We start from the raw sequence: 13,311 nt of genomic DNA on the forward strand, positions 1-13,311 counted from the left end.
ATTTTTTGAAAACTTGCTTGACGACCCCCTGAAAAACCCGTTTAATGCGCCCCGTTGCCCAGATAGCTCAGTCGGTAGAGCAGGGGATTGAAAATCCCCGTGTCGGCGGTTCGATTCCGTCTCTGGGCACCAAAATACCGAGAAACCCCAAGGAACAATGTTCCTTGGGGTTTTTTATTGCCTGCGATTTAATGGGCTCTGGATCACCTTGGACCCGGATGCCGAGCAGGAGCGCCTTGAATAAAGGCAATCACGATACCGGCACCGATCAAGCCCATCGGCAAAGCCGTCGAGGGAGTGAGCCTTCCAAGCGCCTGGATTTGAAATACTCTGTGGCGCCAGATAGTACGGACGCAAAAAATGCTCAAGGAAATATGTATGAAGTATTGCTGGATCGCACTTGCCCTGCTGCTTGGCGCCTGCGCAAGAACCCCTTCCCCAGAGCAACTGGCAGAACAGCAGTTATGGGAACAACAGTTGATAAGCCATATACAGCTGTTCAAATTTTACCCGGCAAACGCCCAGGCGCAGCGGCTGGAAGGCCAGGTCAATATTGAATTCGCCATCGATGCCCATGGCAACTTGTTGCGTCAGCGCGTGATCAGTCACTCAGGCTCTGAGCTTTTTGTTGCTGCCGTGCAGGCATCTCTTCCAGCAGCATCGCCAATGCCTGCTCCGCCTGCGTCAGTTCTCAAGGATGGTGAAGTCGAGGTGCGCGCACCCTTTGTGTTTTGCCTGACCCCATCCTGCGCAGGCCAAGCTAAGCCCCAGAGCGATTGAGGCTTGTTTTTCACTGGCTTCAATCGTCCACCCTTTACCCCATTCACAGCTGTAAGGTTTCTTTCATGACACGCCTCTTGCTCTGCTCGCTATTACTGCTGACTGCACTACTCAGTGGATGCGCCACGCAAATGGACGTAGCGATCAACGCGACACCCGATCCGGACTATCACTTCGACCGCCAGGCAACCGTACTGGTGACGTCTGTCGGGGGCAGCGACGAAAACGCACTCAATGCCCGGTACTACCTGCGCGACATGGTCATCGCCATGAAGGACCAGGGCTTTCGCAATGTCTTTACCGACACCACGCTGCCCAAGAACCATGCACCGATCAAAATGACCATCACCCTTGATGTCGAAAGCAAGCAGGTCACTTACCGCTACACCGCTACCGAGTATGGCCAGGTAGCAAACAGCACCACCACACAGTGCAAGAAGAACAAGAAAAAGACCGATCAACTGACCTGCACCAGCACCCCGAACACCTCCTATGGCCCGGTAGGCACATCGGAACGCACCGGCTACACCACCCTCACCACCTTCCGGGCTACCGCTCGGGACGAGGCGAGCAGGCGCGCCGTGTACGTGCTTCGAGTATCGTCCTATAACGACGATTGCCAGGCGGCCAAGGTCGAAGCCTTCCTGGTGCAGCAGGGCCTGCAGAACCTGAACTTCCAGGACCGCGTGCAGCGCAATTACACGGTGACGATGCCTGAGGGGTATCGCTGCAAATAGCTTGCTCCCGTCCGGATACAGCTTGGGCACCCTGACCAAAGCCAACCGGACCTAGTTTCATTTGGGATATTTTTCACTTATCCGAACTGTTTTTTTGAGATAGTGTAGGGCCTCATCAGGCCCCTAACGCCTTCCCTACGGGCATCAAATCAGCCTGCTTTCGAGATAATCAAAATATCAATTGGAGATACTTTCCATATGCCCGAGTTTGCTCATCACGATCTGGAGCTATTGAACCCCTCGTTCGACTCGGGCCTGGTTGATGTTCTGAGCGAGCTGGAACACCTGCGCCGCCTGCAACTGGGTGGCGATACACCGCCTGCTGTTTTTTTCCAGTTGAAAGCCCTGTTTCATACGCTGGAAAGCCTGGGCTCTGCACGTATCGAGGGCAACCACACGACACTGGCCGACTACATCGAAAGCAAAGTCGAAGGGGCAGCCGAGGCTTCAGATCCGTTGCGGGAAATTGCGAATATCGAAAAGGCCATGGACTACGTCGAAAGCATCATGCAGACCGGCGCTGATCTCACGGAGTTTGCGATTCGAGAGCTTCACTCAATCACCGTCCAGGGACTGCAACGCGAAGGTGATCGTACGCCAGGTGCTTACCGCGAGTCCGGGGTCAGCATTGCCCAGTCCGATCACCTCCCGCCCGAGGCGGTGATGGTGCCAGGCTACATGCAAGAACTCGTCGCCTTTGTGAATAAGCAGGATGCCCCCAAGTACGATCTGATGAAAGTCGCGCTGGCCCACCACCGGTTTGGCTGGATCCACCCATTTGGCAACGGCAATGGCCGCGTCGTGCGCCTTCTGACGTACGCAATGTTGATGAAGTACGGCTTCAACGTGAGCGCTGGCGGCCGAGTCCTGAATCCGACGGCAGTCTTCTGTATCGACCGCGAAAAGTATTACTCGATGCTTTCCACCGCTGACACAGGCACCAAGGAAGGCCTTGAGGCTTGGTGTACGTATGTGCTGGCAGGCATTAGAGATGAATTAGAGAAAGTCAGCAGGCTGACGGACTACCGCTACCTGACCAGGCACATTCTTGCCCCCACCATTGCATTGGCGAAAGACCGCGCATGGATAACGCCTCTTGAAGAGAAAATTCTGAGCACGGCGATCCAACTGAAGGTGGTCAAGTCGGGCGATATCGCTGACGCTCTACCCACACTGTCCGCCGCCCAAAGAACCTATCAAATAAAAAAACTGGTCGACCAAGGGATGCTGCTTCCCATCAGTCCAGGCGCTCGGCAGTACACAATCGGGTTCTCAAATAATTATTTGATCAGAGGGGTTATCAAATCCCTGCGCGAAGAAGGCTTTATCCCTGAGCAGCTGGACAAACCTTATCCATGAGGAGGCCCGCCAAGTTGCCCCCTCACTTCAGCAAAAACACCATCAACGGATTGTCATTCAACCGCCCCGCAAAGCTTGGCGCCAATTGCTCCACCGGCGAGCCCTTCAACAGCGCAGTCTCCTTGCGCGGCACAATCACCCAGGATGGCCGGGGCAGCTCACTCAGTTTCTCAAGCTGGTGACGCCCGACAAACAGTGGCTGCTCATCGTGATCCAGGTTCATCATGTAGCGCACCGCCCAGGTGTCCCGGGCCAGGTCGACAAACACCAAAGGGCCAGGCTGCGACTCACGCAGTGCCTCCACCTGGCTGACAAACCGTCGGGTGTCGAATTGCAGGTCCTTGGCCGGTTCTATCACCGCGACCAGCAACAACCATTGCGCCGCCAGTGCGATCACGCTGAGCCATACCAGACGCAACGGCCGGCGCCAGGCAATCAACGCCGCGAGTTGCAACACCACCAACACACCAATCATCAGCGGCAGGGAAATATCCGGCCAATAGCCCTGCTTGTGCCAGGCGTTCCGACACACAAACAACACAACCACGCACAACGCCGGTAACGCTGCGACAAGCCCTTCGTAACAACGGCGCACGCCCAACAGCCAGCCTTGCGCCTGGAGCAGCCCATAGGCCGCGACAGCCGCAAACATCGGCACCATCGGCAAGATGTAATAAGCGCGCTTGAAGTGCGGCACCGACAACCCGAGCAGAATCATCAAGCCACACGCCCCGAGGCGCACCAGCAGTTGCAGCTGCCCGTCGACCCAGCGCTCCGGCCAGCGATGGCGCAGCGCGACCAGAGTGGCTAACGCCAGCGGCACCACCGGGAAGTAACGGTACAAACTCAGCTGGAAATAGAAATAGAACGGCTCACCGGACTCATCCAGGCGCCCGCCGACCTGCATCCTGAACACTTCATCAGCAAAGGCATCACCGCCACTCAATCGCGCAAGCTTCATCAGCAGCCACCAGCACACTGCTAGCAGCACCAGGCCGATAACGCCGTGGATCAGGACTTGCCGGACGCGTTCGCCCGGCCTGCCCAGCGCCCAATACACGCACACCACCCCACAGACCTCAATCAACCCCAGGGGGCCACGAATGGCAAAGGCCAGGACGAACAACGGGAACACCGCCAATTGCCGCAGCCGCGACCCCAGGCGCTCGCCACTGTGCAGCAGATAGAAACTGCCGACACACAGCAGCGCGATCATCTGGTCCAGGCAGACCGAGCGCGATTTTTCGAGCAACTGGGTGGTGAGCAGCGTCAGCAGCACCGTCAAAAATGCCCATGGGCGACTGAACGGCGCCAGCAGGCGGTACATCAGTGCGATCACACCGGCCGATGCAAGCGCGGTGGGCAGCACATTCGCCAGATGGTTCGGCGCATCAAACCAGCGAGCGAATACAAAACTGAAGAAGGTCGCGGTGCCTGGGTAGTCCGCGTAAGGCTGACCGTAAGTGGTGGGGAAAAAACTGGCGCCGTGGCGAAACATTTCCTGCATGAACAGCACCCAGCGCCCATCAAAGCCCTGAGGCTGCTGATCCCAGATCCCCAACGTGAACAACAACAGGGCGATCAGAAAGAGGCCCAAGGACTCCAGGCGAAAACGGTTGCGATGATCCATCGGGTGACCTGTCAGGTGGGAAGCGCTGGCGTATGGTGCCGAGCACTGCCCTGAATAGCGCCTGAACGAACCTGAACATTCACGCTTTTATCGACTTGCGGGCCACACCACTGCCGGGATCAGGCGAACGTAGACCAACTCGGCCACCAACTCGACCAGGGTTTGCAGGATCACCGCCGCGGCAGCCAACCCGCGCATGTCCTCCGGCAAGGCCAGCGCCAATGGCAATACCACCAGCGAGTTGCGCGTCGAAGCACTGAACGTCACCGCCCGTGCACTTGGCGCAGGCAGCGCAAACAGTCGCGCAGCCAGGATCCCCATCAACGGCGCCAGCAGTACGAAGCCCAGGTAGATCGCAAGCACTGGCAGCAACAGGTCGAAGTCGCGCATGACCGATGTGATTTGCGACCCAATCACCACGAACAACACCAGGGCCATCGCCGGCACCGGCAACCAGGCCCACGCACTGCTCCATTTGTCGACCAGCCTTGATCGTCGCGCCAGGTAGGCCGTCAGCACAGCCAGCAGCATCGGCACCACGATCAACAACAGGAATGCCTCGATAAACGGGCCGATCTCAACCACCACACCCGAGTGTGCGCCCAGCATAAAACCCAGGTACACCGGCAGCAGTGCCAACTGCAACAGCAACAGCAACGGTGTGGCCGCCAGCATCAACCGCGAATCGCCCTTGCCGATGTGGGTGAACACCACCACGTAATCAATACAGGGCGTCAACAACACCAGTAATGCCCCCACCAACAGCGCGGGATGCCCCAGCAGGCCACGGGTCAGCGCCCACACCAGCAATGGCACCAGAACAAAGTTGGCCAGCAACAACGCCGAGACAAAGCGAATATTGCCCAAACCCTGGCGCAGATCGAGGAAAGGAATCTGCAGGAACATCGCGTACATCAATACCGCGATGGCGGGCGTGATCAATACGCTCAAGCCGTGAGCCACTAGAGGCGCGAACACACCACAGGCAGCGGCCAGCAGGATGGCGACAAAATAGAAGGGGATCTGGTTATGCTCAAGGGCATCGCGGGTCATGAAGACGCTCTGGCAGATGACAAAGGCATAGCCTATTGATCTATGGCCTGGTGGTCGAGCGCGATGAACGACCAAACCCGCCCGGATTTCCTTGGGATTTACCCCAACCTGCGCTTCAATACTCCACCCCGATCCAGAACCCAAGGATGTTGAGCCCATGGCTTCGCCGAACAAGCAGCAAAAACGCGCCCAGCGGGCAAAGACCAAGGCCAAGCAAAACCGCACCCAGCGCGCCGTCGCGGCCAAGCCGGATGCGTTCGCCGGCGACGACAGCCGCATCGATCTTGAATCGGTGGACTTGACCGAACTGTTCGTCGAGATGCGCACCGCAGGCGAGATCAGCCAGCAGGCACTGTGCGCGGTATTCCTCGCACACCCGCTGTTGGCGCTGGTGCTGGAGCAGGAAGGTGAAGAGGAAGCGACCGACTTTATCCTGGCGGCGCTGATTGAATATCGGCAGTGGGCCACTGACAGCGATGACGAGGCCGCTGCGTTGGCGTGGATCGAATCGCCGCAGTTCCAGGCGGACTATGTAGCAGCATCCCAGGCGCTGACAGCCTCAACAGACTGACACATACAAAATGTGGGAGGGGGCTGGCTCCCTCCCACATTTGCACCACATTCCGTCAGTTGAGCACTGCTGCACCTGATTTCTGGGCCTTGTCGCAGCTCGCCACTACCAATACCACCTGCAAGCTCAGCATCTCAGTCGCTGACAACCTCAGCAGACTGACGCGTATCAAAATGTGGGAGGGGGCTTGCTCCCGATGGCAGAGTCTCAGTCGACATCTCAGTGACTGACACACTGCATCGGGAGCAAGCCCCCTCCCACATTTGCATCACATTCCGTCAGTTGAGCACTGCTGCACCTGATTTCTGGGCCTTGTCGCAGCTCGCCACTACCAATACCACCTGCAAGCTCAGCATCTCAGTCGCTGACAACCTCAGCAGACTGACGCGTATCAAAATGTGGGAGGGGGCTTGCTCCCGATGGCAGAGTCTCAGTCGACATCTCAGTGACTGACACACTGCATCGAGAGCAAGCCCCCTCCCACATTTGCACCACATTCCGTCAGTTGAGCACTGCTGCGCCTGATTTCTGGGCCTTGCCGCAGCTCGCCACTACCAATACCACCTGCAAGCTCAGCATCTCAGTCGCTGACAACCTCAGCAGACTGACGCGTATCAAAATGTGGGAGGGGGCTTGCTCCCGATGGCAGAGTCTCAGTCGACATCTCAGTGACTGACACACTGCATCGAGAGCAAGCCCCCTCCCACATTTGCACCACATTCCGTCAGTTGAGCACTGCTGCGCCTACCTTCTGGGCCTTGCGGCGGCTCGCCACGAACAACCCCGCCAGCACTACCAGCAAGCTCAGGATCCCGGTGGCGATGATCTCGACCCGGTGCGCTTCTTGGAACAGCATGATGGTCAAGGTGCCGACGATAAACACCATCACCGCGTAGGTCAGTCCAGGGAACAGCCACATTTTGAACACGATCTTCTCGCCCGCCGCCGCACGTTTTTGACGCATGCGCAGTTGCGACACAGCGATCACCAAGTACACCAGCAAGGCGATGGCGCCGGAGCTGGCCAGCAGGAATTCGAACACGGCCGCCGGGGCCACGTAGTTGGCAAATACCGCGAGGAACGCCGCGCCGGTGGACAGCAACACCGCCCAATAAGGTGTACCACTTTTGTTGGTGCGCTTGGCCACCGCTGGTGCATCACCGCGACGCCCGAGGGAGAACAACATACGCGAGGCGGTGTAGAGCGCCGAGTTGAGGCAACTGGTAACAGCCACCAGCACCACCAGGTCGACGATCAGCTTGGCATTCGGGATGCCCATGCGCTCAAGTACCGTCTGGTAGGAACCTACGGCGGCCAGGGTCGGATCGTTCCAAGGCACCAGCGACACGACAATGAAGATCGACAGCAAGTAGAACAAACCAATCCGCCAGATGACCGAGTTGGTGGCCTTGGTGATTTGCTGGCCGGGGTTCTTGGATTCCGCTGCAGCGATGGTCACGATCTCAGTGCCCATGAACGAGAACATGGTGGTCAGGATCGCTGCCAGAACCGCGCCCATCCCATTAGGCATAAAGCCCTGGGTATCGAACAGGTGCGAAACACCGCTGACCTGGCTGGTGGGCAAAAAGCCGAAAATCGCGGCCAGGCCGAGGATTACAAAGCCGACGATGGCCACGACTTTAATCAATGCAAACCAGAACTCGAACTCACCGTAGTTCTTCACGCTGAACAGGTTGGTTGCAGTCAGCAACAACGTAATGACCAGGGTAAACACCCAAATCGCCACGTCGGGGAACCAGGCGTGCAGGATAGTCGCCGCCGCGTTGGCTTCCAACGGAATCACCAGCACCCAGAACCACCAGTACAACCAACCAATGGTAAACCCAGCCCAGTGACCGATTGCGCGGTCGGCATAGGTAGAGAACGAACCGGTATCGGGTGACGCAACAGCCATCTCGGCCAGCATCCGCATCACCAGCACCACCAACGTACCGGCGGCCGCGTAGGCCAGCAGCACGGCGGGGCCGGCGGCAGCAATCGCATGGCCAGAGCCGACAAACAAACCTGCGCCGATTACGCCGGCAATCGACAGCATGGTGACATGCCGCGGCTTGAGCCCCTGTTCGAGGTCATTGGAGCTTTGAGTACTACTCATTGACACACCTTTGCGAGGAATTGCGAAAACGGGTTCGCCCGGCCTGCAGCCTTTCTCGTGAAAAGAATCCAACAGGGCGTTCTTTATTTTTTACGCAAGATTTGCGCCAAAATGTAACAGAGCCGCCATTGACGCGGGCTGTAGGACAATTCATCAGCGCTCGCAAGTCTTTGAGAATCATGGCATTCCGCTATAGCGTTACCGTGCGACTCACCTTCAAGCCAATCAGGCGCACCAAAAACACACAAAAAGTACGTGACGCCCCATAAACGGGCTGATATGGACCGTTTGCCCGGTTAACCCTTCCAACACCCGGCCAAAGCTGGCACCATCGCGCCCTTTTTTACGCGAAGCCTGTGGATCTTTCGGGTTCAAACGTCTGTAGGTTGTTGATGGCGCGACACGCTACTGCGCCGATGCGACACACTGCCGCAGACCACCAGTTAACCGTCCGCAGCGCTGTTGGCTGTCATCCAAACGCTATGCTAGCTTGGCGCCTCGCCAGGAAGGCGGCCCAACAGCGAAGATCGCAACGAACACAATGAGGACCGCACATGGCCCAGGCCACGCCCGCGCTTGAAATCCGCAACTTGCACAAACGCTATGGTGAGCTTGAGGTACTCAAGGGTATCTCGCTGACCGCTCGCGACGGCGATGTGATCTCGATCCTGGGTTCCTCCGGTTCCGGCAAGTCCACCTTCCTGCGTTGCATCAACCTGCTGGAAAACCCGCATCAGGGCCAGATCCTGGTAGCCGGCGAAGAGCTCAAGCTCAAAGCCGCAAAAAACGGCGAGCTGATGGCCGCCGACGGCAAGCAGATCAACCGCCTGCGCAGCGAAATTGGTTTTGTGTTTCAAAACTTTAACCTGTGGCCGCACATGAGCATCCTCGACAACATCATCGAGGCCCCTCGTCGCGTGCTCGGCCAAAGCAAGGCTGAAGCAATAGAAGTGGCCGAGGCCTTGCTGGCCAAGGTCGGTATTGCCGACAAGCGTCACGCCTACCCTGCACAACTCTCCGGCGGCCAGCAACAACGGGCGGCGATCGCGCGCACCCTGGCGATGCAACCTAAAGTCATCCTGTTCGATGAACCCACGTCGGCGCTTGACCCGGAAATGGTTCAGGAAGTACTTAATGTGATCCGCGCACTGGCCGAAGAAGGCCGCACCATGCTGCTGGTCACCCACGAAATGGGCTTCGCCCGCCAGGTATCCAGCGAAGTGGTGTTTTTGCACCAAGGCCTGGTCGAAGAGCAAGGATCGCCACAGCAGGTGTTTGAAAACCCGCTTTCGGCGCGCTGCAAACAATTCATGTCCAGCAACCGCTAACGGAGCAACATGCATGCAGACCTATAAGAAATTCCTTCTGGCCGCGGCCGTCTCGATGGCGTTCAGCGCCACGGCCATGGCAGAAACCTTGAAAATGGGGATCGAAGCGGCTTACCCGCCCTTCAACAATAAAGACGCCAGCGGCAACGTAGTGGGCTTCGACAAGGACATCGGCGACGCCTTGTGCGCCAAGATGAAAGTCGAGAAGTGCGAAGTGTATGTGTCCGACTGGGACGGCATCATCCCGGCCCTGAACGCCAAGAAGTTCGACTTCCTGGTGTCTTCGCTGTCGATCACCGATGAGCGCAAGCAGGCAGTTGACTTCACCGACCCGTACTACTCCAACAAGCTGCAGTTCATTGCGCCAAAAGCCACGGCAGACTTCAAGACTGACGCCGCTTACCTGAAGGGCAAGGTGATCGGTGCACAGCGTGCAACGCTGGCCGGTACCTACCTGGAAGACAAGCTGCCGGACACCGAAGCCAAGCTCTACGACACTCAGGAAAACGCCTACCTCGACCTGACCTCCGGTCGCCTTGACGGCATCCTCGCCGACAAGTACGTGCAGTACGAGTGGCTCAAGAGCAAAGACGGTTCGGCCTATGAGTTCAAAGGCGACCCGGTGGTAGAAAGCGACAAGATCGGTATCGCCGTGCGCAAAGGCGACCCATTGCGCGAGCGCCTGAACAAAGCCCTGGCAGAGATCAAGGCAGACGGCACCTACAAAAAGATCAACGACAAGTACTTCCCGTTCAGCATCGAATGATCTGAACGACCTGCCCGGCGCGCTCCTGGGAGCGCGTCGGCTTTTAGCAATGCCTGCCGCGATATGAAAACACCATGAATTTCGATCTCTACGGATTCGGCCCGGCCCTCGCCGCCGGCGCGCTGATGACCGTCAAACTGGCGCTCACGGCCCTGTGCCTGGGGCTGGTGCTCGGCCTTGCCGGCGCCTTGGCCAAGACTTCGCCGTACAAGCCGCTGCAATGGCTGGGCGGTGCGTATTCGACCATCGTTCGCGGTATTCCCGAATTACTGTGGGTGCTGCTGATTTACTTCGGCACCGTCAATCTGATGCGCGCCCTGGGTGAGTTTTTTGGCAACCCCGACCTGTCGCTGAGTGCCTTCGCCGCCGGCGTCATCGCCCTGGGCCTGTGCTTCGGCGCCTACGCCACCGAAGTGTTTCGCGGCGCGATCCTCGCCATTCCCAAGGGTCACCGCGAAGCCGGTGTGGCATTGGGGCTGTCGAAATTTCGGATTTTCACCCGGTTGATCATGCCGCAGATGTGGCGTATCGCCCTGCCGGGCTTGGGCAACCTGTTCATGATCCTGATGAAAGACACCGCACTGGTGTCGGTGATCGGCCTTGAAGAGATCATGCGCCACGCGCAGATCGGCGTGACCGTGACCAAGCAGCCATTCACCTTCTTCATGGTTGCGGCGTTCATGTACCTGGGCCTGACCGTACTGGCGATGACCAGCATGCACTTCCTGGAAAAACGCGCCGCCCGCGGCTTTGCAAGGAGCACCCAATGAGCGGCGACTACAGTTGGCTATCGCACTTTGACCTGGGCCTGAACTGGGCCGTGATCATCAAGTGGCTGCCGAAGTTGGCCCAGGGCGCCACCCTGACCCTGGAGCTGGTGGCAATCGCCGTGATCGCCGGCCTGCTGCTGGCGATTCCACTGGGTATCGCGCGCTCTTCGCGCCGCTGGTACGTGAGCGCCCTGCCCTATGGCTACATCTTCTTCTTCCGTGGCACGCCGCTGCTGGTGCAGCTGTTCCTGGTGTATTACGGGCTGGCGCAGTTCGATGCCGTGCGCAACAGCTTCATGTGGCCGTACCTGCGCGACCCGTTCTGGTGCGCCACGGCCACCATGACCTTGCACACCGCGGCCTATATCGCCGAGATCCTGCGCGGTGCGATCCAGGCCATTCCGCCGGGCGAGATCGAAGCAGCGCGGGCATTGGGCATGTCCAAACCGAAAACGCTGTTCTACATCATCCTGCCCCGCGCCTCACGCATCGGCCTGCCGGCCTACAGCAACGAAGTGATCCTGATGCTCAAGGCCAGTGCCCTGGCCAGTACCGTGACCCTGCTGGAACTGACCGGCATGGCGCGCACCATCATTGCCCGCACTTACCTGCCGGTGGAGATTTTCTTCGCCGCGGGGTTGTTCTACCTGCTGATGGCCTACGTGCTGGTGCGCGGTTTCAAACTGCTGGAAAAGTGGCTGCGCGTCGATGCGTGCCAAGGACGTTGAGGCACGCTTCCAGGCACTGGATGCATTCCTGATCGAGTACCAAGGGCTGTGGCGACCACGGCCCTTTACTCAGTTGCAGTTGCCCTGGGAAACCGAGCATCTCGAGTTATCCCAGTGGCTGCGTCGGCGTTCGCTGGCCGAAGCTGAAGCCAGTCACAACCACCCCCACGACCTGCCTGCGCCTGCACCGTTTCCACAGCTGGCCGCTCAAGCGCTGCGCCTGAGTGCTGTGGGTAAGTTACCCGCCCACTCACTGGACCCCGCTCGCCACCGTATGAATGTGGACGTGCCCGGGCGCAAGTGGCAACAGATCGAAGCCTTCGGCGCCGCACTGACTTTTGCCCAGACGCCTGCCCACTGGCTGGACTGGTGCGCCGGCAAAGGCCATCTTGGCCGTCGCCTGCTGCAACCCGGCCAACGGTTGACCTGCCTGGAATATGACCCGGCCCTAATTGCGTCCGGCCAAGCCCTGAGCGATCACCACGGCTTGCCCGCTGCCCATTGCCTGCAAGACGTGATGGCCGATGTAGCGATCGACCCCGAACACACACCTGTGGCCCTGCACGCCTGCGGCGACCTGCACGTGCGCCTGCTGCAACTGGCCAGCGCCGCTGGCTGCAAACAATTGGCGCTGGCGCCCTGCTGCTACAACCGCATCAATGCCGAGCGCTACCAGGCACTGTCCGCCGCCGGGCGCGCATCCCTGCTAACCCTGTCGATTGATGATCTGGGATTACCCCTGAGCGAAACCGTCACCGCCGGCAACCGCGTGCGCCAGCAACGGGACACCTCCATGGCGCGGCGCCTGGGCTTTGATCGACTACAGCGGCAACTGCGCGGCTGCGACGACTACCTGCCGACGCCCTCCCTGCCCGCCAGTTGGCTGGATAAATCCTTCGCCGACTACTGCCGTGAGCTGGCAAACCTCAAGAATTTATCCACAGGTGAACAAGACTGGCCGGCGCTCGAAGCCCACGGCTGGCAGCGCCTGGCCGAAGTGCGAAACCTGGAGTTGGTAAGGGGTTTGTTTCGACGCCCACTGGAAATGTGGCTGGTGCTGGACCGCGCACTTTTTTTGAGCGAAAAGGGCTACAACGTCGAGGTCGGCACCTTCTGCGAACCAACGCTCACCCCACGCAACCTGATGGTGCTGGCCCAGCGCGAATAAGGTGCAAAATTTCCTGCACACGCCCTGTGGATAACTCTGTTGATGGAATCTTTGCAGAAGCTGTAGCAATGGGCGCTGAACGCCAAAAGCGAGGCTGGTCATTTTTTGTTCACAAAATAAAACGCACACAAAACAGGCAGTTGCAGCGTGTTGAGAACGGCTGCACAAAATGGCTGTTTCGTGACAGCTGTTACCAACCGATTGTGCATAAGCATCAGCCGTTAAACGTATAAAGCGGACTTTGCAGGGTGGTTTTTGGCGGTTTCAGCGGGTGGAGAAGCTCGTTGGACGTCGGATCGCTCAGG

General features: G+C 58.6%; 12 protein-coding genes and 1 tRNA gene. 10 read left to right on the plus strand and 3 right to left on the minus strand.

The window, feature by feature from the left end; all coding sequences use genetic code 11:
* The first annotated feature begins 56 nt into the window (after positions 1 to 56).
* From E4O98_RS15235 to E4O98_RS15250, 4 genes are all read left to right on the plus strand, one after another.
* Positions 57 to 132 (plus strand) — tRNA-Phe (locus E4O98_RS15235).
* Between the two features lie 228 nt (positions 133 to 360).
* Positions 361 to 780: a TonB family protein gene (locus tag E4O98_RS15240; protein ID WP_248135641.1), complete on the plus strand. Its 420-nt coding sequence runs from the start codon at positions 361 to 363 to the stop codon at positions 778 to 780.
* 65 nt (positions 781 to 845) lie between these two features.
* Positions 846 to 1,517, plus strand: coding sequence for a hypothetical protein (locus E4O98_RS15245; protein ID WP_248135642.1), 672 nt, complete (start codon positions 846 to 848; stop codon positions 1,515 to 1,517).
* Positions 1,518 to 1,715: 198 nt separating this feature from the next.
* Positions 1,716 to 2,876 carry a Fic family protein gene (locus tag E4O98_RS15250; protein ID WP_032878370.1) on the plus strand — a complete coding sequence of 387 codons (1,161 nt, stop codon included), beginning with the start codon at positions 1,716 to 1,718 and terminating at the stop codon, positions 2,874 to 2,876.
* A 22-nt stretch (positions 2,877 to 2,898) separates the two neighbouring features.
* Here E4O98_RS15250 and E4O98_RS15255 read toward each other — a convergent pair whose 3' ends face one another.
* Together E4O98_RS15255 and E4O98_RS15260 are read right to left on the minus strand one after the other, a co-directional pair.
* Positions 2,899 to 4,506, minus strand: a complete 1,608-nt coding sequence (locus E4O98_RS15255; RefSeq protein WP_248135643.1) for a hypothetical protein — start codon at positions 4,504 to 4,506, stop codon at positions 2,899 to 2,901.
* An 87-nt stretch (positions 4,507 to 4,593) separates the two neighbouring features.
* On the minus strand, positions 4,594 to 5,559 hold the full coding sequence (locus tag E4O98_RS15260; protein WP_248135644.1) for an arsenic resistance protein: 966 nt from the start codon (positions 5,557 to 5,559) through the stop codon (positions 4,594 to 4,596).
* Positions 5,560 to 5,716: 157 nt separating this feature from the next.
* On the opposite strand from E4O98_RS15260, the gene E4O98_RS15265 reads away from it, so the two are divergent.
* Positions 5,717 to 6,130, plus strand: coding sequence for a hypothetical protein (locus tag E4O98_RS15265; protein WP_005783897.1), 414 nt, complete (start codon positions 5,717 to 5,719; stop codon positions 6,128 to 6,130).
* Positions 6,131 to 6,854: 724 nt separating this feature from the next.
* Here the strand turns inward: E4O98_RS15265 and gabP are convergent.
* Positions 6,855 to 8,246 (minus strand): GABA permease, encoded by a 1,392-nt coding sequence (gene gabP / locus E4O98_RS15270; RefSeq protein ID WP_228309240.1) that lies wholly within the window; start codon positions 8,244 to 8,246, stop codon positions 6,855 to 6,857.
* Positions 8,247 to 8,800: 554 nt separating this feature from the next.
* On the opposite strand from gabP, the gene E4O98_RS15275 reads away from it, so the two are divergent.
* From E4O98_RS15275 to E4O98_RS15295, 5 genes are all read left to right on the plus strand, one after another.
* Positions 8,801 to 9,574 carry an ABC transporter ATP-binding protein gene (locus E4O98_RS15275; protein ID WP_003187760.1) on the plus strand — a complete coding sequence of 258 codons (774 nt, stop codon included), beginning with the start codon at positions 8,801 to 8,803 and terminating at the stop codon, positions 9,572 to 9,574.
* Between the two features lie 13 nt (positions 9,575 to 9,587).
* Positions 9,588 to 10,340, plus strand: coding sequence for an ABC transporter substrate-binding protein (locus E4O98_RS15280; RefSeq protein WP_005783892.1), 753 nt, complete (start codon positions 9,588 to 9,590; stop codon positions 10,338 to 10,340).
* A gap of 74 nt (positions 10,341 to 10,414) precedes the next feature.
* Positions 10,415 to 11,110 (plus strand): ABC transporter permease, encoded by a 696-nt coding sequence (locus E4O98_RS15285; protein WP_005783890.1) that lies wholly within the window; start codon positions 10,415 to 10,417, stop codon positions 11,108 to 11,110.
* A 38-nt stretch (positions 11,111 to 11,148) separates the two neighbouring features.
* Positions 11,149 to 11,838 carry an ABC transporter permease gene (locus E4O98_RS15290; RefSeq protein WP_032803763.1) on the plus strand — a complete coding sequence of 230 codons (690 nt, stop codon included), beginning with the start codon at positions 11,149 to 11,151 and terminating at the stop codon, positions 11,836 to 11,838.
* Positions 11,819 to 13,006, plus strand: a complete 1,188-nt coding sequence (locus E4O98_RS15295; RefSeq protein WP_248135645.1) for a methyltransferase — start codon at positions 11,819 to 11,821, stop codon at positions 13,004 to 13,006. The genes E4O98_RS15290 and E4O98_RS15295 overlap by 20 nt, the downstream gene beginning before the upstream one ends.
* Positions 13,007 to 13,311: the final 305 nt, after the last annotated feature.

It is taken from the genome of Pseudomonas sp. W2Jun17 (genome assembly GCF_023127795.1).
GTDB lineage: Bacteria > Pseudomonadota > Gammaproteobacteria > Pseudomonadales > Pseudomonadaceae > Aquipseudomonas > Aquipseudomonas synxantha_A.

Bases quoted from the DNA above. Each gene is read 5' to 3' on its own strand.
- E4O98_RS15240 (WP_248135641.1), top strand. From the start codon at position 361: ATGCTCAAGGAAATATGTATGAAGTATTGCTGGATCGCACTTGCCCTG.
- E4O98_RS15245 (WP_248135642.1), top strand. From the start codon at position 846: ATGACACGCCTCTTGCTCTGCTCGCTATTACTGCTGACTGCACTACTC.
- E4O98_RS15250 (WP_032878370.1), top strand. From the start codon at position 1,716: ATGCCCGAGTTTGCTCATCACGATCTGGAGCTATTGAACCCCTCGTTC.
- E4O98_RS15255 (WP_248135643.1), bottom strand. From the start codon at position 4,506: ATGGATCATCGCAACCGTTTTCGCCTGGAGTCCTTGGGCCTCTTTCTG.
- E4O98_RS15260 (WP_248135644.1), bottom strand. From the start codon at position 5,559: ATGACCCGCGATGCCCTTGAGCATAACCAGATCCCCTTCTATTTTGTC.
- E4O98_RS15265 (WP_005783897.1), top strand. From the start codon at position 5,717: ATGGCTTCGCCGAACAAGCAGCAAAAACGCGCCCAGCGGGCAAAGACC.
- gabP (WP_228309240.1), bottom strand. From the start codon at position 8,246: ATGAGTAGTACTCAAAGCTCCAATGACCTCGAACAGGGGCTCAAGCCG.
- E4O98_RS15275 (WP_003187760.1), top strand. From the start codon at position 8,801: ATGGCCCAGGCCACGCCCGCGCTTGAAATCCGCAACTTGCACAAACGC.
- E4O98_RS15280 (WP_005783892.1), top strand. From the start codon at position 9,588: ATGCAGACCTATAAGAAATTCCTTCTGGCCGCGGCCGTCTCGATGGCG.
- E4O98_RS15285 (WP_005783890.1), top strand. From the start codon at position 10,415: ATGAATTTCGATCTCTACGGATTCGGCCCGGCCCTCGCCGCCGGCGCG.
- E4O98_RS15295 (WP_248135645.1), top strand. From the start codon at position 11,819: ATGCGTGCCAAGGACGTTGAGGCACGCTTCCAGGCACTGGATGCATTC.